The sequence below is a fragment of the Paracoccus sp. SCSIO 75233 genome (genome assembly GCF_027912675.1).
In the GTDB taxonomy this organism is placed as follows: domain Bacteria; phylum Pseudomonadota; class Alphaproteobacteria; order Rhodobacterales; family Rhodobacteraceae; genus Paracoccus.
The window spans coordinates 3,137,031-3,160,117 of sequence record NZ_CP115757.1 but is presented as its reverse complement, the minus strand read 5'-3'; the positions used below and the strand labels follow the sequence as shown (position 1 = coordinate 3,160,117).

The window sequence follows — 23,087 nt, the reverse complement described above, 5'->3', positions numbered from 1 at the left end:
TCAATCACTTTGCCGGTTTTGCCTGCGGAAGCCGCACGCGATAAACCGCGCAGTACAGCGCCGGGACAAACAGCAGCGTAATCAGCGTCCCGACGATAATCCCGCCCATCATCGAAAACGCCATCGGTCCCCAGAACACCTGCCGCGAAATCGGAATGAGCGCGAGGCTGGCGGCAGCGGCGGTCAGCAGGATCGGACGGGCGCGGCTGTCGGATGCCTCGAACACAGCGTCCCACTGGCTGCGGCCCTTTTCCAGCAGGCTCTGGATTTCATGGACAAGGATGATCGAATTGCGGATCAGAATACCGGCAAGCGCCAGAATGCCCAGGATCGCAACGAACCCCATTGGCACAGCGAATCCGACCAGAACCGCAACGACGCCGATCAGACCCAGCGGGGCGGCGGTGAACACGATCAGCGACAGGCGGAAGCTCTGCATCTGCGCCATGATCAGAAACGCCATCGAAAGCAGCATGAGCGGCACGACCGCCGCAATCGGCTCCTGACTTTCAGCGGAGGTTTCGACGGTGCCGCCGACCTCGATGCGGATGGTTGGCGGCAGGGTATCCCCAAACGCCGCGACCCGCTCCGCCATAGCGGCCACCAGCGTGGCGGGCTGGTCGCTGCCGTCAATATCCGCCTTGACGGTGACCGTTGGCAGGCCGTTTCGCTGCATGATAAGCGGCTGCTCGGTCCCGTATTCCAGCGCCGCAAGGCTGGCGAGCGGTATCGCCTCACCGTTGCCCATAGCGAATTGCAGGTTGCGCAGCGTGTCGATGGAGTTACGCTCATCCTCATCCCCCCTCGCGATCACGTCGATCAGGTATTCGCCATCCCGCAACTGCGTGATTGTCACACCTGAGAACATCAACGCCAGCGCCCCGGAAATATCCGAAGAGCTGATGCCAAGCCGACGCATCTGATCCTGCCGCACCAGCAGTTTCACCACCCGGGCCGGTTCGTTCCAGTCGAGCGTCAGATCCCGCAGACGCGGCTCTTCCGCCAGAACGGCGGCCAGTTCACGGGCGGCGTCCCGCGTTTCCTCTATGTCCGGTCCACTGACACGGTACTGAACGGGCTTGCCGACCGGCGGGCCGACCTCCAGATTTTTGACGTAGAGGTCTTCGCCCAGAAACTCATCTGACGCGAGTTGGTTGATCTTGTCGCGCAACCTGTCACGCGCATCAAGACCCGGCGTCTGTATGACGATCTGGCCCATATACGGCCCCGCAGTCGGCACGTCCAAAGCCAGCACGAAGCGCGGCGCCCCCATCCCGACATATGAGGTCCAGAAGCTGACGTCCTCCTCCTCAGCCAGATAGCGTTCGAGCCGGTCCATGACCTCCCGTGTCGCTTCGATCGAGGAGTTATGGCGCAGTGAGACATCAACAATCAGCTCAGGCCGGTCCGAGGTCGGGAAAAACTGCTGCTCGACAAAGCGCATGCCCCAGATCGAGGCACCGAAGGCAATCGCGGTGATCAGGATCGTGACCCATTTGAACCGCATCGCGACGCGCAATGTGCGCCGGAATCCTCGCCGCATCCAGCCGATTTTCTCGGCATCGTGGTGCATTTTCTTCGGCAGGAAAGTCACGCCCAAAAGCGGGGCGAACAGCACGGCGACGATCCAGCTTATGACCAGCGACACGGCGATCACCACGAACAGTGAGAACGTAAATTCCCCCGCATCGGAGTTGTTCAGCCCAATCGGAATGAAACCCGCGACCGTGACCAGCGTGCCCGACAGCATCGGAAACGCGATTGAGGTCCACGCATAGGAGGCAGCGTCGCTGAGCGTTTCGCCGAGCTCCAGCCGGGAAATCATCGTCTCGATCGCGATCATTGCATCGTCGACCAGCAACCCAAGTGCGATGATCAGCGCCCCGAGCGAGACGCGTTGAAGCGTGATCCCGAACTGTTCCATGATGACAAAGGTGATCGCCAGCACCAGCGGGATTGTCATGGTCACAACCATTCCGGCGCGAAAGCCGAGGCTGATGAAGCTGACCAGCAGAACAATGGCGACCGCCTCAACAAGCGCCCGGACGAAATGGCCCACAGCCTCGTCAACCACATGCGGCTGATCGGCGACCTTCGCCATCTCGATCCCGATGGGCAGGTCGGCGGCGATGTCGGTCATCAGCGTATCGACCTGCTCGCCGAATGTCAGGATATTGCCGCCCTCTTTCATGCCGATCTGTAGCCCGATGGCAGGCTGGCCATTGTAGCGGAACAGCGACTGCGGCGGATCCTCATATCCCCGCCGTACCTCCGCGACATCGGCAAGGTTGAAGAACCGGTCGCCGACACGAAGATTGACCGCCGCAATGGCACCCGCATCGTCAAACTGGCCGCCAACCCTGACCAGAATCTGCTCGGGGCCGGAGACGATCATCCCCGCGGGCGAGATTGCGTTCTGCCCGCTGAGCGTGGCGACCACCTGCTCCTGATTAAGACCCAGCGATGCGAGGCGGGAAGGAGAGAATTCGAGATAGATTTCCTCGTCCTGTTCGCCCAGAAGCTCGACCTTCCCGGCAAGCGGCAGTGCCTGAACCTGATCGCGAATATCCTCCACCCGATCGCGCAATTCTCGCGGCGTGAAGCCATCCGATGTGAAGGCATAAATATTGCCAAACACGTCACCGAAATTGTCATTGAACTGGAACCCGGCAAATTCGGGCGGGAAATCCGGCCTGATATCGGCCATCATTTCCCGGACCCGCTGCCAGACTTCCGGCACGTCACCGCCGTTCACATCCGGGTTGAGTTCAACGTAAACGACCGCCTGACCCGGCACGGTGACCGAGCGGGTGAATTTCAGTTCATCAAGCTCTTCCAGCTTGCTCTCGATCCGTTTGGTTACCTGATCCAGCGTATCGTCGATTGTGGCGCCCGGCATCGACGCACCGATAACCATGACCTTGATGGTGAAGTTCGGGTCTTCCTCACGGCCGAGATTGAGATAGGACATCGTGCCAGCCAGCATCGACACGACCAGCAGGAACCAGACGAAGCTGCGATGCCGCAGCGCCCAGTCGGAGAGGTTGAAGCCGGACGCATGCTTCATGGATCGACCTGCCTTCCGACCTCTTGGCCCTCGCTGAGTGAGTTGACGCCACGGGTGACAACCTCCTCCCCAACCTCGATGCCGGAATCGATGACCGCGAAACCACCCAGCTTCAGCCCGACCGAGACACGTCGCATGGTCACCGTCGCAGAAGCACCGCTGCGTTTGACGATCCAAACCGCCGGGTCATCGTCATCGCCGGTCAGCGCGGATGCAGGCAGGGTCACCACGCTGCCCTCGCCACCGCCATATTGCGCACGGACCAGTGAATTCAGACGAAACTCGGATGAGTCCTCCATCGTCAGATGCACACGACGCGTCCGCGTTGCGGCATCGGCAAGCGGATCTATCCGGTGAATGAACCCGCTGGTGCGCGTGTCCGGATCGGCTTCCAGCCAGATCGATACGGGCGTTCCGACAGACAGCGTGGCCAGAATGGCTTCGGGCAGGTCGATGATCGCCTCGCGCGTATCGACCTCCGACAGCGTCAGAACAGGCGTCCCGGCAGCAACGACGGTGCCCGGATTCTCGAAAACCGCGGACACGACGCCGTCAAACGGCGCGGCGAGCTTGGCGAAACCTTCCGCATCCTGAGCACGGGCAAGGTCAGATTTTGCCTGCTCCAGCCCCGCTTCGGCGGCTTTAAGTCCCCGCTCCGCCTGCTCCAGCTGCGCTGTGCTGGCGACGTTGTTTCGCGCCAGATCGCGCGTTCTGTCCGCCGCCGCACGCGCGGTCTCAAGCGTCACCTCCGCATTATCTACCGCCGCGCGCGCTGCCCTGACATTATCCTGCAGATCGTCGGGCCTGAGGGTTGCCAGCACGTCACCAGCCGAGACCTCGTCCCCAACCTCGACCGGGCGCGACGACAACCGTCCCAATGTCTGAAAACCGAGCTGCACCTCCGTCCCGGAAATGACAACGCCGGGGAAGCTGCGCCGCTCCGACGGGACATCTTCGACGACGACCGACACGACCGGGCGCGGCAAGGGTGGTGCCGCAGGATCGTCATCGCTGTCTGACCACGGCAGATCAATCGCCGCGGCTGGTCCGGCGACGAACATCGACGCGATCAGGATCAGCCGAGGGATCACTGGCGTCCCCCATCCAACACCCGGCGACCGGGATAGAGAAGCTGCGAGCCCGCACCGACGACGATCTCGTTTGCATCAAGACCGCCGCTGAGCAGCACAGAGCCATTGTCAAAACGCTCCAGTTCAACCTCGCGAAGCTGGGCCTTACCATCGGCATCAACCACCCAGACTGCTGGCGATCCATTGGTGGAGCTCAGCGCCGTCCAAGGGATCTCAACCGCCTCTCCCGTGCTGAGTTCGATCACGCCACGCACCGCCGCCCCCAGCAATGCCACGTCATCCGGCGCGTCCTGCACAACCGCCCTGACCCGCACCGAGCCGGAAACCTCATCCACCAGCGGCGAAATCTCCGTCACCTGCCCCACCATCGGGGGGGCATCGACCTCCAGCGTGGTCAGGTCCACGCGCGCATCCTTCGCGGCATCAAGATGTGGCAGGTCCGGGGACAGAAACTGAGCCTCGATCCCGCCACTCGCCGCGAGTGACAGGATCGCTTGCGCCGCGCCCACCACCTGCCCCGGCTCTCCGGTTCGCGCGGTCACCACGCCTTCGAACGGTGCGCGCAGTTCGGTATCCTCCAGCGAACGTCTGGCCTGATCAAGCGCGGTCTGCGCCTGTCGTGCCCGGGTTTCCGCCGAACTGAGTAACTGACGCGCATCGTCGCGCGCCGCACGCGTTCCAACCCCACGATCAAGCATCGCCTGCGCACGGTTGGCCGCTTGCCGGGCCTGTTCTTCCGCTGCCCGCGCCGCATCCAGTGATGCCCGTGCCGCGTTGAATGCCTGCTGCTTTTGTAAGGGATCAATCCGTCCGAGCACCTCGTCCCGGCGGACCTCATCCCCCTCATCAACAAAAATATCGGTGATCCGGCCGCCCTCGCGGAACCCCAGATCGACACTGTCGAGCGCCTCAAGCGTTCCGGTCAGACGCACATCCAACCCGATCTGCGTCGGCTTCGCTTCGATGAATTCGACCCGGATGGGCTGCGCATAAGCAGGACCAAGACAAAAACCTGTCGCCAAAACTGCCGAAAACGCGGCGGCGACACGCGCAATAGCGTGATGGGCCAAAATTATGCCTCCAAATCGTGGGAGCGACACTCGCGCGATTTTGTAGGATATGAAAGCCGTGGCGACCTTACTTGACGCATGGGAAACCGGCAAAATCACTACAAATTTATGTGCGCAGCAACGGCATTGCATCCATTGGTAGAATGACCGACAAGAATGTCACGTAAATGTTGTTTTGATCATATAGGATAATCTTCATAACCCCGATGAGAAATTTGTGAGGAAACAATTTGTCGCGGTTCGAGTTAGGGATATTGAACAAAAGATCGAGCACTGCCGCAGAATGCTGCATATCAACCATCAGATCGCCGTCGAGGAATGGGAACTCAGCGAGAATTTCACCCGCTCCCAAGGTCCCGGCGGACAAAACGTGAATAAGGTTTCAACAGCCGTCGAGTTGCGATTCGAAGCGGAACGGTCGCCCAACCTGCCTGATCCCGTGAAACGGCGCCTCAGGCGGATTGCCGGTCGCCGATGGACGCAGGATGGTGCGGTCCTGATCGTCGCGCAGGACACCCGCAGTCAGGCACGGAACCGGGAGATTGCACGCGAGAGGCTGGCGGATCTGATCCGCCGCGCAACTGTCGCGCCCAAACCGCGTGTCCCGACTAGGCCGACACTTGGCAGTCAGCGGCGACGGCTCAAGGCCAAGACGGAACGGGGACAGGTCAAGGCACTACGGGGCCGGGTGAGGACAAACGATGAATGACATGATGCGGGACGTGCTCGATCTGGTGCTGGGGCGGCGTCCGCCAGCACTTCAGGTCGGCGCGATTTGCGTACAACCCAAAACCGGGCGCGTGCTGCTGATTACCAGCCGCGATACCGGGCGCTGGATCATCCCGAAGGGCTGGCCAATGAGCGGGCGCAGCGCCGCAAACGCCGCCCTGCAGGAAGCCTGGGAGGAAGCAGGCGTGCGCGGCGAGGTGGAGGCCAGTTCCTGCGGTCGTTACGCCTATGACAAGAAACAGGATAACGGGCTGAGCATTCCGGTCGATGTGCAGGTCCATATCGTGAATGTCGATCGCCTTGAGGCCGACTATCCCGAACGCCACCAGCGCGAAAGGCAATGGTTCTCGCCCGAGAAAGCTGCCGAGCTTGTGAACGAAGAAGGTTTGAAGGCGCTTCTGCGCAGTTTTTAAGTTGTTCTTTTGTTTATTTGCAGGTCATCAGGGCTTGCTTAGCTATAGCGGAGGCCTATCTTCCCGCAATGCAGACAGGCCGCGACTACCGTATTCTTGACAAGGACCTCTCCCGGATCGGCAACAGCGAAGGGGCCGGCTGGATCGCCGGTCGCCCGCTGCAGCGAGCCGGGCTGGTTCTTGGCGCGCTGTCGCTGGTGGTGTTTGTCGTTTCGCTGGCAGGTGCCGGGCTTCCGTTCAACGGGCCGATCATGGCGGGCTGCATTGCCGCCGCTTATCTGGGCCTGAATATCGGTGCAAACGACGTTGCCAACTCCGCCGGTCCGGCTTTCGGGGCGGGTGCGCTGCCAATCGGGCTAGGCCTCGCAGCGGTGGCGGCGGCTCAGCTTGCCGGTGCGCTGCTGGCGGGTGATCGCGTGACGCATACCGTCGCCTATGAAATCGTGAATTATGGCGGCGGCGCTGCAAACGCGGCATCGCCTGCAAAGATCATGGTCGCGGCGCTGACCGGGGCTGCAATCTGGATCACCTTCGCGAACTGGGTCCGCGCGCCGGTTTCCGCCACGCATAGCATCGTGGGGGCGGTCACCGGGGCCGGGATCGTCGGGATTGGCGCTGGTGCGGTCAACTGGCAGAATGTCATGCAGATCACGCTGGGCTGGGTCGGCGCCCCGCTGATCTCCGGGCTTCTGGCATCCCTGATCCTCGGATTGCTGCGCTGGCGCGTTCATTTCGCAAAGCAGAGAGAGGAAGCAGCCCGGCTCTGGCTACCGCTGCTGCTCGCGACGGCAGCGACCATTTTCGCGCTTTATATTCTGAACCTGTCCGAGACACGAAGCCTCAGCGTCCGGCAGTTCCTGCTGGCCCTGACCCTTGGCACAGCCGCGTTCTTCGGTGCGCGGTTGCAGATCAACCGTCAGGTCGCGGCCAGAAAGGGCGAAAAGCAAACGCTGAAAGACATGCTTTCCGGACCGCTTGTGATCACGGCCCTTCTGTCCGGCTTTGCCCACGGGGCGAACGACGTCGCCAATGTCGCCGGGCCGCTGACGATTATATTCGCCGACGTTCGCGGCGCAGAATTGCCGCTTTCGGTCATCGGGCTTTCCGGGCTGAGCATCGCGCTCGGCTCCGTCATCTTCGGGCGCAGGCTGGTCCGCATGGTGGGCAGTTCTATCACACGGCTGAACCCGCTGCGTGCTTTCTGTGCCACCCTCGCCGGGTCAACAACGGTACTGGCGTTTTCCTCAGTAGGACTGCCCGTCTCGACCACTCATTGCGTGGTCGGCGGCATATTCGGCCTAGGCTTCTACCGCGAATGGGAGGATCGTTTCCGCCGCAAATCGCGCGAGCGCCTGCCGGTCGAGGAGTTGCAGCGCAGAAGGCTGGTGCGCCGCAGCCATGTCTGGACCACCCTGGCGGCATGGGCGGTCACCGTCCCGGCATCGGGGGCGGTCGCGGCGTCCATCTTCGCCATTATGTCATTGATCGACTGAGCGATCTGCCTAGCGAGAATCCGTCGACTATGCTAGGTATGTGTGCATAACGCGACCAACAGCGTAACGAGGCGATGATGATTCGAGCAATCCGGGCCACCCTGGGCGTGGTTTTCCTGACTATTCTGGCAGCATGTGGCGGCAGTGACAGCGCGTCCACCGGGCCTGCGGCTCCGCGGTTCCTCAGCTATGACGGGCCGAAAGTGACGCAGATCGTGGTGAACAAATCCGACCGGATGATGTTCCTGCTGAACGACCGTACCGTCCTGAAGGCGTACAAGATCGGCCTGGGCAATGAACCGATTGGCGCGAAGCAATTCGAAGGCGATGGCAAGACGCCCGAGGGGATTTTCTTCGTCGACCGCTACAATCCGCGCAGCCAGTATCACCTCTCCGTCGGGATCAATTATCCCCGACCGGAGGACGAGGCGCGTGCGATGGCGGCAGGACGAAAGCCGGGCGGCGATATTTTCTTCCACGGTCGCGGTCCGGATGGCTGGAAGGCGCTGCGCGAAGGCAAAGAAGACTGGACCGCAGGCTGCATCGCGGTTGAGGATTCCGACATCGAAGAAATCTATGCGATGGTGCAAAAAGGCACTCAGGTCGTCATCAACCCATAAGATACGGCGTGACATTATGCAAAAAGGGCCCGGAAACCGGACCCTTTTTTGTTTTCATACCGGTGATGGCGCAGATCAGGTGCCGGTCATTCCATCCCAGAAATGGCGGACCTTATCGAAAAATCCGCTGGATTGGGGGGAATTATCCGCCTTGATCTCATCAAACTCACGCAGCAGTTCACGCTGCCTCGCGGTCAGATTGACCGGGGTTTCCACAACCAACTCAATCAGCATATCACCCGGCTCAGCCGCAGCACGCGAACCGTGCCGCAGCGGCGGCATACCCTTGCCGCGCAGGCGCATCTGACGTCCCGACTGGCTTCCCGCAGGCACCTTCACACGGCTGCACCCGCCGTCGATTGTCGGCACCTCGACCTCGCCGCCGAGCGCGGCTGTCGCCATGCTCACCGGGACCTGACAAGCCAGCATCTTGCCGTCGCGCAGGAATATCTCATGTTCGCTGACGCTGACGAAAATATATAGGTCTCCGGGCGGCCCACCACGCAGACCCGCCTCCCCCTCACCAGCAAGCCGGATGCGGGTGCCGGTTTCGACACCGGCCGGAATATTCACCTGAAGTGAGCGGCGGGTTTCGACGCGGCCTTCGCCATGACAGGCTTTGCACGGGTTCTTGACCATCTGGCCGGCGCCATTACAGGTCGGGCAGGTCCGCTCGACCGTGAAAAAGCCCTGCGTCGCGCGCACCTTTCCCATGCCGGAGCAGGTCGGGCAGGTCGTGGGCTCAACCGCCCCTTCCGCGCCCGTGCCTTCGCATTCGTCACAGGTAACAGAACCGGGGACATTGATCGCTTTTTGCAGGCCAGAAAATGCCTCTTCAAGCGACACTGACAGGTTATATCGCAGATCCTGCCCGCGCGTCGCGCGCTGCCGCGCCCCGCCCTGACCGGCCCTACCGCCCATGAAGTCGCCGAACAGGTCTTCGAACACATCCGCAAAAGCCGCACCGAAATCACCCTGCCCCGCCGGACCGCCACGACCGAACCCGGCCGAGCCGTCAAAAGCAGCATGACCGAACCGGTCATAAGCCGCTTTCTTCTGCGGATCTTTCAGGCAATCATAGGCCTCGTTGACCTCTTTGAACTGCGCCTCGGCATTCGGGTCGGACCCATTCCGGTCTGGATGCAGCTCTTTCGCCTTGCGGCGATAGGCCTTCTTGATCTCGTCACCCTCAGCCCCTTTGGACAGGCCTAGCGTCTCATAATAACAGCGTTTCGCCATTCCGTGCCCCTTATGCAAAGGCCGGTTCGAGCGCGATGCCCGAACCGGCCCCGCCAGTCATCGGCGCTTACTTGCGCTTGTCGTCGTCGAGATCTTCGAAATCGGCGTCAACGATGTCATCATCCACCCCACGCGGGCCATCTTCAGACGCGGCATCTGCTGCCTCGCCTTCTTCGGCCTGCGCCTTGTAGATCGCTTCGCCCAGCTTCATCGAGGCATCCATGAGGTTCTGGATACCGCCCTTGATCTTGCCGGCATCGTCCGACTTCAGGGTTTCTTCCAGAGCGTTCACGGCCAGTTCGATTGCCTCAACCGTCGATTCATCGACCTTGTCGCCATGTTCTTCCAGCGACTTCTTGGTCGTGTGGATCAGGTTTTCTGCCTGGTTCTTGACCTCGACCAGCTCACGACGTTCCTTGTCGGCGTCGGCATTGGCTTCAGCGTCCTTCACCATCCGTTCGATATCCTCGTCGGACAGACCGCCCGAGGCTTGAATGGTGATCTTCTGCTCCTTGCCGGTGCCCTTGTCCTTCGCGGAGACGTTGACGATACCGTTGGCGTCGATGTCGAACGTCACCTCGATCTGCGGCATACCGCGCGGCGCTGGCGGGATATGCTCCAGATTGAACTGACCAAGCATCTTGTTATCCGCCGCCATCTCGCGCTCACCCTGGAAGACCCGGATGGTCACGGCGTTCTGGTTATCCTCGGCGGTCGAGAAGGTCTCCGACTTCTTGGTCGGGATGGTGGTGTTGCGGTCGATCAGGCGGGTGAACACGCCGCCGAGCGTTTCGATCCCCAGCGAAAGCGGGGTCACGTCGAGCAGAACCACGTCCTTCACATCACCCTGAAGCACGCCGCCCTGAACCGCAGCACCAAGCGCCACGACCTCGTCGGGGTTCACGCCCTTATGGGGTTCTTTATCGAAGAACTTGGTCACTTCCTCGATCACCAGCGGCATGCGGGTCTGGCCACCGACAAGGATCACCTCGTCAATGTCACCCTTGCTGATGCCAGCGTCTTTCAGCGCGTCCTGACAGGGTTTCATGGTTTTCTTGACCAGATCGCCAACCAGGCTGTTCAGCTTGGCACGGGTCAGCTTGACGACCATGTGCAGCGGGGTGCCGGTGTCCTTGTCCATCGAGATGAACGGCTGGTTGATCTCCGTCTGGCTGGAGGAGGACAGTTCGATCTTGGCCTTTTCCGCCGCCTCTTTCAGGCGCTGCAGGGCCATCTTGTCCTTGGTCAGATCGACGCCGTGTTCCTTTTTGAACTCTTCAGCGAGATAATTGACGATCCGCATGTCGAAATCTTCACCGCCGAGGAACGTGTCCCCGTTGGTCGACTTCACCTCGAACAGCCCGTCATCGATTTCAAGGATGGTGATATCGAACGTACCGCCGCCAAGGTCATAGACCGCAATGGTTTTCGATTCTTTCTTGTCGAGACCGTAGGCGAGTGCGGCCGCCGTCGGCTCGTTCACGATGCGCAGAACCTCAAGCCCCGCGATCTTGCCAGCGTCCTTGGTGGCCTGACGCTGGGCGTCGTTGAAATAGGCGGGGACGGTGATGACGGCCTGCGTGACCTCTTCACCGAGATAGGATTCCGCGGTCTCTTTCATCTTGCCGAGGATCATGGCGCTAATCTGTGCCGGCGAATATTTCTCGCCCCGGGCTTCGACCCAAGCATCACCATTGCCGCCATCGACAATGTCGTAGGGGACAAGCTTCTTGTCCTTCTCGACGGCCTCATCACCGAACCGGCGCCCGATCAGGCGCTTCACGGCGAAAATCGTGTTGTTCGGGTTGGTCACAGCCTGCCGCTTCGCGGACTGGCCGACCAGACGTTCATTCTCGGTAAAGGCAACGATCGACGGCGTGGTGCGCGCTCCCTCGCTGTTTTCCACGACCTTCGGCTGGCTGCCGTCCATGATCGCGATACAGCTGTTGGTGGTTCCCAGGTCGATTCCGATGACTTTTGACATATTCAAACCTCTCTTCCGGCGATGTCGGCGGCCTGCGGGTCCGTAAACGGCCCCCGAAAGCCTGATCCCATTGTCTGAACCGCCGACCCCATAGCCGGCTTCGCAGGGCTATATAGGTAGGGGTTCAGGGGGCTGCAAGAACCGCAGGGCATCGTAACGCGACAGTTTTTTGTCATTATTTGGTTGCGGCGATTCATGATGTGATCATACCCGGCCGAAAGTTCGACGCAGCCCCAGCTCTCCCGTAGCTCAATCAAATTATAGGACAGGAACAGTCTTCTTGATCTACAGACGACGAATAGACCAGCTGAGGGAAATGTAATGTCTGTTAACAAAATCCCAAACCAGGCCAATCATGAGAAAGGTAAGCGCGACAGAGATGGGATAAAGGAGATCGGAATTGCGAGGAGTGTAGTTAACGAACGCAAAGCCACGCGCTTGGTCAATCGTATGGAAGAGCGGGTTCCACGTGAACAGTGGTAGCATTGTCGACGGCAAAGCATTAGCTACAAAAATCTTGCCGGATGTAAACATGTTGGCCCGCATGTAAAACTGGCTAATAATGGTAATTCCCCCCGGCCACCACGGCTTTGCGGCGCGGAACATCAAACCAATGCAACAGCCGGTGAACCAAGCTAGCAAAAATATCCCGAGACAGATGAAAGGATACTCCAGCTTTACAGGCTCAATAAGGGCATGAGTCAAAAGAAGAAGCGTCAAGCAAGCAAAGGTCTGCTGGAACAAAGCCGCCAGAGCCGACGATACAATCGCGATGCTTGGATTAAGCGGCCCATGCTTCATGAGCGGAGAGACAGGACCATCTGCCCCTAAGACTGCACCCATAGCTTTATTCTGCGTGAGAAATAGGAAAATTCCCGACATTATATAAAGTATGAAGTTACCTCGTATCGGTGAACTCCTCATCTGAAGGAAGTAAAACATCAGATACAAAATAGCGACCATCAGCAGAGACTTAACAACCGACATCGCCAAACCAAATACGGCATTACGGTCGCCCTTTCGAATCTTATAGACCGTCATGTGGTAGATCAGGGCCAGCGTCGTCAGGGCCGCGCCGCCCATCGTGCGGGTTTGTCGTTGTTCGAACATCGTGGCCCTTTCCGTCGGTACTGCTTGCCCTGACCTCAAGGCGGTATCATAAGGGGTTGAAGATGGCTGGACAATCATTGCTGCCAGCAAACAACCAATTGATCGACGGGTGACGAGATGGATTTCGAAAAGCTTGCCAGTGCCATGCGGCGCCTCGCGCTTGAAGCCGGCGAAAAGATCATGGAGATCTACGGGGCCGATGACTTCGAGGTCCGGGCCAAATCCGATGCCTCGCCTGTCACGGAGGCCGATGAGGCCGCTGATGCGATGATTTCCGCCGGGTTGCTGGCCGAGTTTCCCGACGTCACACTGATCACCGAGGAGCAGGCGGCGACCCATGCCCAGAACGCAAGCACGTTTCTGATCGTCGATCCGCTCGACGGGACGAAGGAATTCGTGAAGCGTCGTGGCGATTTCACGGTGAACATTGCCTATGTCGAAAACGGCGTCCCTCTGCGCGGCATCGTCTACGCCCCGGCGAAGGAGCGTCTGTTCTACACCACGGCAGATGGTCGCTCCGTCGAGGAAAAGGGGCCGTTCGGCGATCAGCCCGGGGTGACAAGTCCGATTGGTGTCAACCCGCTGCCGGATAATCGCGGCCTGATGGTTGTTGCATCGAAATCTCATCGGGACGAAGCGACAGATCAGTATATCGCCCGCTACAAGACCCGCGACATGGCCTCCGCCGGATCTTCGCTTAAATTCTGCCTGATCGCGACCGGCGAAGCTGATCTCTATCCCCGCCTTGGCCGGACGATGGAATGGGATACGGCGGCAGGCGATGCCGTGCTGCGCGGTGCCGGGGGCGAAGTGGTCCGGTTTGATGACCACACCGAACTCACCTACGGCAAACCCGGCTTTGAAAACCCGTTCTTCATCGCCTATGCGCCCGGCGTTTTGCTGGTCAAGCAAGAGGCCTGATGTCCGTTCTGATCGTCATCCCGGCCCGATATGCCTCATCCCGCTATCCCGGAAAACCGCTGGCCATGCTGCGCGGCGCAACCGGCGAGGCAGTTTCCCTGATCGAGCGGAGCTGGCGTGCGGCCAGAGCCGTCGAAGGGGCAGACAGGGCGGTCGTCGCAACGGATGATGATCGCATCCGCGATGCTGCCGAAGCCTTCGGAGCGGAAGTCGTGATGACCTCCCCTGACTGTCGGAACGGGACGGAGCGTTGTGCAGAAGCGGTAAAAAATCTGGGCGCAACACCAGAAATCGTCGTCAACCTGCAAGGCGACGCCCCCCTCACCCCGGCCTGGTTTATCGAAGATCTTGTTCGCGGCCTTCGCGCCGATGCTGAGGCAGAGCTGGCGACCCCGGTGCTGCGATGCACCGGACAGATGCGCGCCGACCTCATCGCGGAAAGAATGGCTGGCAGGGTTGGCGGGACAACGGCGGTTTTCGGCGCGGAGATGCAGGGACTCTATTTTTCCAAGGAAGTGATACCCTTCGCCGCCCGCGATTTCGCGCCGGACGAGCCCACGCCGGTTTATCATCATGTCGGTGTCTACGCCTATCGACCGAACGCATTGGCGGATTACCCGACCTGGCCAGAGGGCAAGCTGGAACGTCTGGAAGGGCTGGAGCAGCTTCGTTTTCTGGAGAATGGCCGCCGCGTGCTTTGCGTGGAAGTGGAAGCACGGGGGCGGCAATTCTGGGAGTTGAACAACCCGGAAGATATTCCACGCATCGAGGCGATGCTGGCGGAGATGGGACAAGCGTGAGCCCACCCCGGACGAGCGTCGTGATCGCCTCGCGCGGTCGCCCGGTGCATTTGCGCATGTGCCTGCAGTCCCTCAGCCTTCAGGATCATCAAGATTTCGAAGTGGTTCTGGTGGCAGACCGCGAAGGATTGGCGCAGTCGCCTTCATTGCCGATCAAGCGCATCGCATTCGACGCCCCGAACATCTCTGCGGCGCGCAATCTCGGCCTTTCTCAGGCTGCGGGCGAGGTCATCGCCTTTATCGACGACGATGCCATTGCCGAGCCGACATGGCTTTCCCGACTGACGGTCCCCTTCAACGAACCTGATGTGATCGCCGCGACAGGCTGGACGCGCGAGGGTGACGGCTTTCGTTGGCAGACCCGGTCACAATTGATGACCGCATCGGGTCGCGCGGAAGACATCGAACTTCCGGAAAGCGGCATATATCTGCGCGCTGCCAGCGAAGGTAAAGCTGTCAGCACCATCGGGACCAACTGCGCATTCCGCAGCACGGCACTGCACCGGATCGGCGGCTTCGATCCGGCTTTTGCCTTCCATCTGGACGAATCGGATGTGAATATGCGGCTTTCACGCAGATTCCCCGGATCGTTGACAGCGATCGTCCCGCAGGCTCAGGTCATACACGCAAGGGCACAGAGCACGAGACGCAGTCGCTCCGGCGTGTCCAGGGATCTGACCGCACAAGGCCGGTCTCTGGCACTTTTTCAACGGCGCTACTCAGGCACGCCGGTTCGACCGGGACTGAAAGAGGTAAGGCAGCGGCTTTTGCGAAACATGGTGGACGGCGCGCTCGACCCACTGCACATCCCCGCGGTTCTCGGCAGCTTCCGGCGCGGCGCGAAACAGGGCAGCCAGACGTCGCTGCCAGAAGAGCCATCCCCCCGGAACGACGATCCTGACCCGTTTTTGCCTTTTTTGTCGGCAAGTTGTAACCAAAATGACAGCATCATACTGGCGGGCTGGTATTGGCAGGCAAAAAACCTTCGTGATAAAGCACAACAACAAGTCAGGTTTAACCGGGTCGTCACAATTATTCTGTTCACCCCGACATTCCTTCCGCATCGGGTGCGTCTGACAAAGGGTGGATGGTTTGAACAAACAGGAGGGGTATGGGGCAAATCAGATCCTGATGATCCGCCTGCGATGATGTCACGGTTTCGTGACAGATGCGATCTGGAGATTTCCCGGGCGAAGCGCCGCAGAATCCGCTAGAACATAGACCAACCTGTACCAAAAGCAGTTTTGAAACAAGTTTTACCGCATTTAAGATATATGCCAATATTTCCACAAGGATTAGGAACAACGCGATGAACCAGAAAGTGACCAAGGCCATCTTCCCGGTGGCTGGACTCGGAACACGCTTCCTGCCCGCCACCAAGTCGATTCCGAAGGAAATCATGACGCTGGTGGACCGTCCACTGATTCAATATGCGATTGACGAAGCGCGCGCAGCGGGGATTGAAGAGTTTATTTTCGTGACCTCGCGGGGCAAGGGCGCTTTGGAGGATTATTTCGATCACGCGCATGAGCTTGAGGCGAATCTGAAACGCACCAACAAGACCGCGCTTCTGGATCTGCTCCGGTCGACCAATATGGATTCCGGTGCCATCGCCTATGTCCGCCAGCACAAGGCAATGGGTCTGGGCCACGCAGTATGGTGCGCGCGGCGTTTGATCCCGGTTGACGAACCTGTCGCTGTCATCCTGACCGACGACGTGATCATGGGTGAGCCGCCCTGCCTTCAGCAGATGATAGAAGCCCATGCCGAAACCGGCGGCACGATGGTCGCAACGATGGAAGTGCCGGCCGAAAAGACCAGCTCTTACGGTGTGCTCGACGTGGCCGAAGATATGGGCGCCATCGTCAAGGCCAAGGGGCTGGTTGAAAAGCCGAAGGAGAACCCGCCCTCTAATCTCGCTGTGATCGGGCGCTATATCCTTGCCCCGACCGTTTTGCAGAACCTCAACAAGCTCCGCGAGGGCGCGGGCGGAGAGATCCAGTTGACCGACGCCATCGCCGACGAAATCGTGGAAGGCCGCGACGTGTTCGGTTTGCGCTTCCGTGGCCAGCGCTATGATTGCGGCTCGAAAGCGGGCTTCCTGCAAGCCACCGTCGCCTACGGCCTTGAACGCGAGGAATTGCGTGGCGAGTTTCTCGAATACCTGAACGAGATCATGGCGCTGCAACGCGCGGCGGAATAGCAAGAATGTCCGAAAAGGTTTTGGTGACCGGCGGGGCCGGGTATATCGGCTCGCATGCCTGCAAGGTTCTCAAGGCGGCAGGCTATGTGCCGGTCACCTATGACAGCCTCGTCACCGGCTGGCGCGGCGCTGTGAAGTTCGGCCCGTTCGAGCAGGGCGACCTGATGGACCGGGGACGTCTGGACGAAGTTTTCGCCGCGCATCAACCCGTGGCCGTCATGCATTTCGCCGCACTCAGCCAGGTGGGCGAGGCGATGTCAGAACCCGGAAAATACTGGCGCGGCAATGTCTGCGCCTCACTGAACCTGATCGAGGCAACGCTGGCCGCCGGGGTGCGGGATTTCGTGTTCAGTTCGACCTGCGCGACCTATGGCGATCATGACGGCGTCGTGCTGGACGAGGACACGCCGCAACTGCCGCTGAACGCTTACGGCGCATCCAAGCGGGCGATTGAGGATATGCTGGTGGATTTCGGCAACTCCGACGGGTTGAACAGCGTGATCTTCCGATATTTCAACGTCGCCGGGGCCGATCCGGACACCGAGGTCGGTGAGTTCCACCAGCCGGAGACCCATCTGGTACCGCTGATCCTCGACGCCATTGACGGGGGGCGCGATGCACTGACGATTTACGGCACGGATTATCCGACGGAGGATGGCACCTGTATCCGCGACTATGTGCATGTGATGGATCTGGTGGATGCGCATGTGCAGGGGCTGAACTGGCTGCGGGCTGGGAACGGTCCGACCAAGGGCGGGACCGAGCGGTTTTGCCTTGGCACCGGAAAGGGGTTCTCTGTCCGTGAGGTGGTGGCCGCAGCTGGCAGCGTCACCAACCGGGCCGTACCGATGAAGGACGGCGAACGGCGCGCCGGTGACGCCGTGAAGCTGGTGTCGGGCAGCGCGAAAGCGGGGCGGGTGCTCGGCTGGTCGCCGGATCGTTCGACAATGCCCCAGATGATCCGCGACGCGTGGCGCTGGCATCAGAATGGCGGTTATGAGCAATAAGCAGCCGGTCCTGCTGGACGTCTCCCGGTTGGTATCGCGCATCGGACGAGGGCCGCTGACCGGGATAGACCGGGTCGAAGATGCGTGGCTGGATCATGTTCAGTCTCGCGATCATCTGCTGTTGTGCCGCGTCACCAGCGGGCAGGCATTGCTGCCGCCCGAGGCAGGGCCTGCGATAAAACGATGGATGGCCGGTGAGCTGGACGAACTGCCCTCTCGCCCCGGCTGGCGGGAAAGGCTGGCAGGCCGGAACGACCTCCGCGCGCTGGTAAAGACGGCGCTGCGCCGGATGGCGCTTGATATCGGTCGCCCCTCCGGTCGCGGGCTGGGCGATACACTGGCGAAACAATTTCCCGATGGCGCGGTCTATCTCAATATCGGGCACAGCAATCTGACGCCTGCACTGCTGAACCGACTGTCGGGGCTGACGCGGACCGTCATGATCCACGACACCATCCCGCTCGACCATCCGGAATATACGCGCGACGGCCAGACGGAGGTCTTCCGCGATCGCTTCATGGCGGCCATGTCGCTTGCAGACGCGATCATCGCGATCTCGGAAGACACGGCGGAACGGATCGACCTGTGGCGACGCCGTCTGGCCGTCAAGTCGAACCCGAAAATCATCGTCGCGCATATCGGTACGCAGCTTTCGGAGCCGGATTTCGATGCCATTCCGAAGCAACTGGATTTGTCGAACCCCTACTTCGTTACAATCGGAACGATAGAGCCCCGCAAGAACCATGCATTGCTGCTCGATACCTGGGAAGAACTGTCGCGCCGCAATCCACAAGCGGAGGCGCCACAGCTTTTCATTATCGGAAAACGCGGCTGGAAAAACGAAGCGTTGTTCAGGCGCCTGGATCAACTTCCCAAAAACGGCCGGATCGTTGAATGTGGCGGACTGCCTGACCCTGCCGTCGCGGCGATCATCGCTGGCAGCCACGGCTTACTGATGCCTTCCCATGCGGAGGGTTTCGGCATTCCTCTGACAGAGGCGGCGGGCCGGGGTATTCCGGTGGTGAGCGCGCCGCTTCCCTCCGCAAAAGAGGTGCTCGGAGATTACCCGACCTATCTGCCACCCGACGACCCTATAGCTTGGGCGGATACCGCCGGCGATCTCGCCCCGGCCAAGCCGTTACGTCGTGATCCGTATCCCACACCCACGTGGGAGGCGCATTTCGGTGTTGTCGATACCGCTTTAAGTGGTATGAAACGCGAACGGTAAGCGACAGCATCGGCATTTGCCCTTGGGACTGAAATCCAATTGGAACGCGCTTCAGCTACGCGCGATCAGACAGTGGTATCTCGGCCGGGCAATCCGGCGGCGCGGACAGGTCGTGCCCGTAAGGCCACAAACCAGCCTGATCCAGCCGCACAGTCTTCTCTGCTTCGTCACATTGCGCAATGAGCGTGTCCGGCTGCCCTTCTTTCTTGATTACTATCGGCAAATGGGCATCGATCATTTTCTGGTCGTCGATAATAACTCCGGGGATGGCAGCGACGAATATCTGAAGCGGCAGGACGATGTCTCGCTCTGGCGGACCAAAACCAGCTACAAGGCTGCGCGCTTCGGGATGGACTGGATAAACTGGCTGCTGTTCCGCTACGGCAGTGGTCATTGGTGCCTGACGGTCGATCCTGACGAGTTTCTGGTGTTTCCGCATTGCGACACCCGACCGTTGCAGGCCCTGACCCATTGGATGAAAACCTCTGGTCAGCGATCCTTTCCGGCCATGCTGCTGGATGTGTACCCCAAGGGCCGCATCGGGGACGAACCCTATCACGAAGGGCAAAATCCATTGGAGACCGCACGGTATTTCGATCCTGCAAACTATATGATCCACAAGAACGGGCGCTTCGGCAATCTGTGGATACAGGGCGGGCCACGGGCACGCAGTTTCTTCGCCTCGACCCCGGAACTGGCGCCTGCATTGAACAAGATTCCGCTGATCCACTGGCAGCGGAGATACTGCTACATCTCCTCCACCCATATGGCGCTGCCTCGAAGCCTGAACCTGGTTTATGACGAAGATGGCGGCGAAAGGACCTCCGGCGCGCTTTTGCACGCGAAGTTTCTGTCCACCTTCATCGAGAAATCCAGCGAAGAGATGGAGCGGGGCGAGCATTATGCCAACAGTCAGGAATACCGCGCCTATAACGCCTCGCTTCAGGACGATCTGGTCCTGCTGACGCCCGAGTCCCGCGCCTATGAAGATTGGCGGCAACTGGAAGAACTGGGGCTGATCTCGCAGGGGAACTGGGTATGAGGGTCCCCGCACGGCTCGGCATCATTTTCCTGTGCCACGACGAATTGGATGTCGCGTCCCAGATGGTGCGGGTCTGGCGAGAGGGCGGCGCCGCCGTAGCGATCCACGTTGATCGGCGCACCTCTGCGGCCCAGTTCGAAACGCTGAAATCCTCTCTCTCCGATCTCGATGACCTTCTGTGGGTCAGGCGGCAGGCATGCGATTGGGGTCAGTTCTCGATGGTCGAGGCAACGCAGAGGGCGGCAGAGAACCTGCTGGAGAATTTCGGCGATGTCACGCATCTGTTCGTTGCCTCCGGCAGTTGCCTGCCGCTGCGCCCGGTCTCCGAATTGCAAGACTACCTTGCCCGCCATCCCGGCGTCGATTTCATCGAAAGCGTCAGCGCCTATGATGTGGGCTGGACCGTTGGCGGGCTGAATATCGAGCGGTTTCAGCAATATTTCCCGGTTTCATGGCGGAAGCGCCGGAAGCTGTTCGATCATCTGGTCGAGTTTCAACGCAGGTTCCGGGTCAGGCGCCGGGTGCCTACGGGGATCGCCCCCCATCTCGGCTCTCAATGGTGGTGCCTCACCCGCGAAACCATCGCGGCAATCCTGTATGATCCACGCCGGACGGAATTCGATAAATTCTTCAAATGGGTCTGGATCCCGGATGAAAGCTATTTTCAGACTTTGGTGCGCCGTCACTCGACCCGCATCGAAAGCCGGTCGCTGACACTTTCGAATTTCGATAATCAGGGCAAACCATATATTCTCTACGGCGATCATGGCGACGTGCTTGCCGCATCGCGTTGCTTCGTCGCGCGGAAGATCTGGCCCGGTGCCCAGGACCTGCTGAGCCGGTTTCCCGAGGATTGGGGCCCCGACCACGCCCGCGACGAGCCGAACCCGATCACGATGGAACGCATTATCGCGGCAGCAGCCACCCGTCGACGACTGGGACGGCCGGGCCTTTACATGCAAAGCCGCTTTCCCGCCAAGGATCGCGAGAACGGCAAGACGGCAAAGCCCTATGTGGTTCTGCAAGGGTTTTCGGACATCTTTCAGAATTTCGAAGGCTGGCTCGCCTCCCACATCGAGGGCGAGGTTCACGGTCATCTGTTCGGGCCGGATTCGGTAGAATTCGCCGGACGCCCGAACCTGGGTCCCGGTGTCTTGTCCAGCCAGCCCGAATGCCGCGACTATGACCCCTCCGGTTTCCTGACCAGCCTGATCCGTATCAGCGACAAGCGGCAAATTTTTCAGTACGGACCCCGCGACCAGCAACAACTGAACTGGTTCATGGTCACCGATCCAAACGCGACCTTTCGCGTCGTTACGGGTGCATGGGTGATCCCACTGATGCAGTCGGACATGCCTTTTGACGACATCCGCCGCGTTGCTGCCCGCCTGCAACGGATCGAGCTTCAGCAACTCGACATCATGCGCTCGGTCTGGGTGAAGGCGGATACGGAAATCTGGGAGCTTTCGGATTTCCTTGCCCGGCCAGCAGATGTGCTGCAACGCATCATTGCCGACCTCTCGGTCGGACAGCCGCCACAGATCGAAACGCTGCCACCGATGCGCGAGCTGGATCATGTCGGGCGCTTCCTGCAACGTTTGCGGAACGCGGGCCTTCAGCCCCGGCTGATGGGGGATTTCCCCGCGACACGTTCAGAAGAGGAATGGAATGTCTGACATCAGCAGCTTCGTGATTTTCGCTGAAATGCGGACAGGCAGCAATTTGCTGGAGGCCTCGCTGAACGCGATAAAGGGCGTGACCTGCTTCGGCGAGGCGTTCAATCCGTATATGCTGGGCTGGCCAGACGTCGACAAAATCCGCAATGTCACGATGGCCGAGCGCGAGGCCGATCCGCTGCAACTGCTCAGCGCCATCACCGACCGCGAAGGGCATTTGTCGGGGTTTCGTTATTTCCACGACCATGATCCACGGGTCTTCGATGCCATCATGCGGAACCGCAATTGCGCGAAGATCGTTTTGACCCGCAACCCGGTCGACAGCTACGTCTCGACCGAGCTTGCACGTCAGACCAACCAATGGAAGCTGAACCAGACCGAAACCCCGATCCCGGCCAGCATCGCCTATGACGGGGACGCATTTCGGGATCTGCTCTCTGGCATTCAGGCTTTTCAGGCGCGCGTCCTGCGCGGGCTTCAGATCAGCGGTCAAAGCGCGTTCTGGCTGAATTATGACGATCTGCGCGATGCGGATATTCTGACCGGGCTGCTGCATTGGCTGGGCCGGACGGACCTGCAAAAGGTAACACCCGCCTCCGATCAGGTGCCGCAGAACCCGCGGGAGATGTCGGAGAAGGTCACGAATATCGACGAGATGCGGTCCGATCTGGCCCGGCTCGATCCGTTTGGCCTGTCGCGCATCCCGACATTCGAGCCCAGGCGGGGTCCGGCGGTGCCCAGTTTCGTCGCGACCGAGCGGGGCGGGGGGCTGATTTTCATGCCGGTGCGTGGCGGGCCGGTTAGCCCGGTGAAAGACTGGCTGGCGGCTGGCGGCGCCTTGGAAGGCAGTTTCACGCAAAACACGCTGAAAGCATGGCTGCGGACACATGCGAACCATCGCAGTTTCACCGTGCTGCGCCATCCGCTGCGCCGTGCATGGGCCGCGTTTTCGCATCTTATCAACGGCGCGCCAGCCGAATTGCGCCAGACGCTTCGTGATATTCACCGGGTTTCCCTGCCCGAGGACGAGGCCCTGCCTTCCCTGACCGAGGACGATCAGGCCAAGCTGTTTGCGGAACTCCTGTCCTTCCTGCGCCGCAATCTGAACGGCCAGACCAGCCTTCCGGTGCTGCCGATCTGGGCCACTCAGACGGAGGTGCTGGCGGGGTTCTCCCACTTCATGACGCCCGATCTGGTTTTGCGCGAGGAAACGCTTGCGCGTGATCTGTCCTGGCTCGCCGAGGCCGCCAGACTGACCGACTGCCCGCCCCTCCCGGCACCCGAAGCGATGCCTGCATTTCTGAACGATAACACCCTGCAAAAAGCGGCACGGGCGGCCTATCTGCGCGACTATATCCAGTTCGGGTTCAGCAATCCCCCTTCATAACTGGTTC

Annotated in this window: 19 protein-coding genes; 13 read left to right on the top strand and 6 right to left on the bottom strand. The window is 60.3% G+C overall.

Translation table 11 applies throughout. From position 1 onward, the window contains the following. Positions 1-4: 4 nt before the first annotated feature. From PAF12_RS15280 to PAF12_RS15270, 3 genes are read right to left on the bottom strand one after another with little or no spacing between them, the layout of a single operon-like run. Positions 5-3,067 (bottom strand): efflux RND transporter permease subunit, encoded by a 3,063-nt coding sequence (locus PAF12_RS15280; protein ID WP_271107874.1) that lies wholly within the window; start codon positions 3,065-3,067, stop codon positions 5-7. Then, positions 3,064-4,158 (bottom strand): efflux RND transporter periplasmic adaptor subunit, encoded by a 1,095-nt coding sequence (locus PAF12_RS15275; protein WP_271107873.1) that lies wholly within the window; start codon positions 4,156-4,158, stop codon positions 3,064-3,066. Before PAF12_RS15275 ends, PAF12_RS15280 begins: the two co-directional genes overlap by 4 nt. Further along, positions 4,155-5,180, bottom strand: a complete 1,026-nt coding sequence (locus PAF12_RS15270; RefSeq protein WP_271107872.1) for an efflux RND transporter periplasmic adaptor subunit — start codon at positions 5,178-5,180, stop codon at positions 4,155-4,157. Before PAF12_RS15270 ends, PAF12_RS15275 begins: the two co-directional genes overlap by 4 nt. A 331-nt stretch (positions 5,181-5,511) precedes the next feature. On the opposite strand from PAF12_RS15270, the gene arfB reads away from it, so the two are divergent. The 4 genes from arfB to PAF12_RS15250 all read left to right on the top strand — a co-directional run bounded on the left by arfB (position 5,512) and on the right by PAF12_RS15250 (position 8,483). Further along, positions 5,512-5,937, top strand: a complete 426-nt coding sequence (gene arfB / locus PAF12_RS15265) for an alternative ribosome rescue aminoacyl-tRNA hydrolase ArfB (protein WP_271107871.1) — start codon at positions 5,512-5,514, stop codon at positions 5,935-5,937. After that, positions 5,930-6,370, top strand: coding sequence for an NUDIX hydrolase (locus PAF12_RS15260; RefSeq protein ID WP_271107869.1), 441 nt, complete (start codon positions 5,930-5,932; stop codon positions 6,368-6,370). The genes arfB and PAF12_RS15260 overlap by 8 nt, the downstream gene beginning before the upstream one ends. Positions 6,371-6,438: 68 nt before the next feature. After that, positions 6,439-7,863: an inorganic phosphate transporter gene (locus tag PAF12_RS15255; protein ID WP_271107867.1), complete on the top strand. Its 1,425-nt coding sequence runs from the start codon at positions 6,439-6,441 to the stop codon at positions 7,861-7,863. 77 nt (positions 7,864-7,940) lie between these two features. Next, on the top strand, positions 7,941-8,483 hold the full coding sequence (locus PAF12_RS15250; RefSeq protein WP_271107866.1) for a murein L,D-transpeptidase family protein: 543 nt from the start codon (positions 7,941-7,943) through the stop codon (positions 8,481-8,483). A 75-nt stretch (positions 8,484-8,558) separates the two neighbouring features. Here PAF12_RS15250 and dnaJ read toward each other — a convergent pair whose 3' ends face one another. The 3 genes from dnaJ to PAF12_RS15235 all read right to left on the bottom strand — a co-directional run bounded on the left by dnaJ (position 8,559) and on the right by PAF12_RS15235 (position 12,816). Further along, complete coding sequence (gene dnaJ / locus PAF12_RS15245) at positions 8,559-9,722, bottom strand: molecular chaperone DnaJ (protein WP_271107865.1); 1,164 nt, start codon at positions 9,720-9,722, stop codon at positions 8,559-8,561. Between the two features lie 67 nt (positions 9,723-9,789). Continuing rightward, a complete protein-coding gene (dnaK, locus tag PAF12_RS15240) occupies positions 9,790-11,706 on the bottom strand; it encodes a molecular chaperone DnaK (protein WP_271107863.1) in 1,917 nt (638 codons plus the stop codon). A 285-nt stretch (positions 11,707-11,991) separates the two neighbouring features. Then, complete coding sequence (locus PAF12_RS15235) at positions 11,992-12,816, bottom strand: ABC transporter permease (RefSeq protein WP_271107862.1); 825 nt, start codon at positions 12,814-12,816, stop codon at positions 11,992-11,994. 117 nt (positions 12,817-12,933) lie between these two features. Between PAF12_RS15235 and cysQ the strand changes: the two genes are divergently transcribed. The 9 genes from cysQ (at position 12,934) to PAF12_RS15190 (ending at position 23,080) form a co-directional block, all read left to right on the top strand. Beyond that, the gene (gene cysQ, locus PAF12_RS15230; protein WP_271107861.1) at positions 12,934-13,737 is read left to right on the top strand and encodes a 3'(2'),5'-bisphosphate nucleotidase CysQ; all 804 of its coding nucleotides are present in this window, start codon (positions 12,934-12,936) and stop codon (positions 13,735-13,737) included. Further along, on the top strand, positions 13,737-14,537 hold the full coding sequence (locus PAF12_RS15225; protein ID WP_271107860.1) for a 3-deoxy-manno-octulosonate cytidylyltransferase: 801 nt from the start codon (positions 13,737-13,739) through the stop codon (positions 14,535-14,537). Before cysQ ends, PAF12_RS15225 begins: the two co-directional genes overlap by 1 nt. Continuing rightward, entirely contained in the window at positions 14,534-15,751 is a 1,218-nt protein-coding gene (locus PAF12_RS15220) for a glycosyltransferase family 2 protein (RefSeq protein ID WP_271107859.1), read from the top strand. The genes PAF12_RS15225 and PAF12_RS15220 overlap by 4 nt, the downstream gene beginning before the upstream one ends. A gap of 95 nt (positions 15,752-15,846) precedes the next feature. Next, positions 15,847-16,740 (top strand): UTP--glucose-1-phosphate uridylyltransferase, encoded by an 894-nt coding sequence (locus PAF12_RS15215; protein WP_271107858.1) that lies wholly within the window; start codon positions 15,847-15,849, stop codon positions 16,738-16,740. Between the two features lie 5 nt (positions 16,741-16,745). Continuing rightward, on the top strand, positions 16,746-17,747 hold the full coding sequence (galE, locus tag PAF12_RS15210) for a UDP-glucose 4-epimerase GalE (RefSeq protein ID WP_271107857.1): 1,002 nt from the start codon (positions 16,746-16,748) through the stop codon (positions 17,745-17,747). Next, positions 17,737-18,975 (top strand): glycosyltransferase family 1 protein, encoded by a 1,239-nt coding sequence (locus PAF12_RS15205; RefSeq protein ID WP_271107856.1) that lies wholly within the window; start codon positions 17,737-17,739, stop codon positions 18,973-18,975. The genes galE and PAF12_RS15205 overlap by 11 nt, the downstream gene beginning before the upstream one ends. Positions 18,976-18,997: 22 nt before the next feature. Further along, positions 18,998-20,017, top strand: a complete 1,020-nt coding sequence (locus PAF12_RS15200) for a glycosyltransferase family 2 protein (RefSeq protein WP_271107854.1) — start codon at positions 18,998-19,000, stop codon at positions 20,015-20,017. Then, the gene (locus tag PAF12_RS15195) at positions 20,014-21,693 is read left to right on the top strand and encodes a beta-1,6-N-acetylglucosaminyltransferase (protein WP_271107853.1); all 1,680 of its coding nucleotides are present in this window, start codon (positions 20,014-20,016) and stop codon (positions 21,691-21,693) included. The genes PAF12_RS15200 and PAF12_RS15195 overlap by 4 nt, the downstream gene beginning before the upstream one ends. Continuing rightward, on the top strand, positions 21,686-23,080 hold the full coding sequence (locus PAF12_RS15190) for a hypothetical protein (RefSeq protein ID WP_271107852.1): 1,395 nt from the start codon (positions 21,686-21,688) through the stop codon (positions 23,078-23,080). The genes PAF12_RS15195 and PAF12_RS15190 overlap by 8 nt, the downstream gene beginning before the upstream one ends. Positions 23,081-23,087 lie beyond the last annotated feature (7 nt).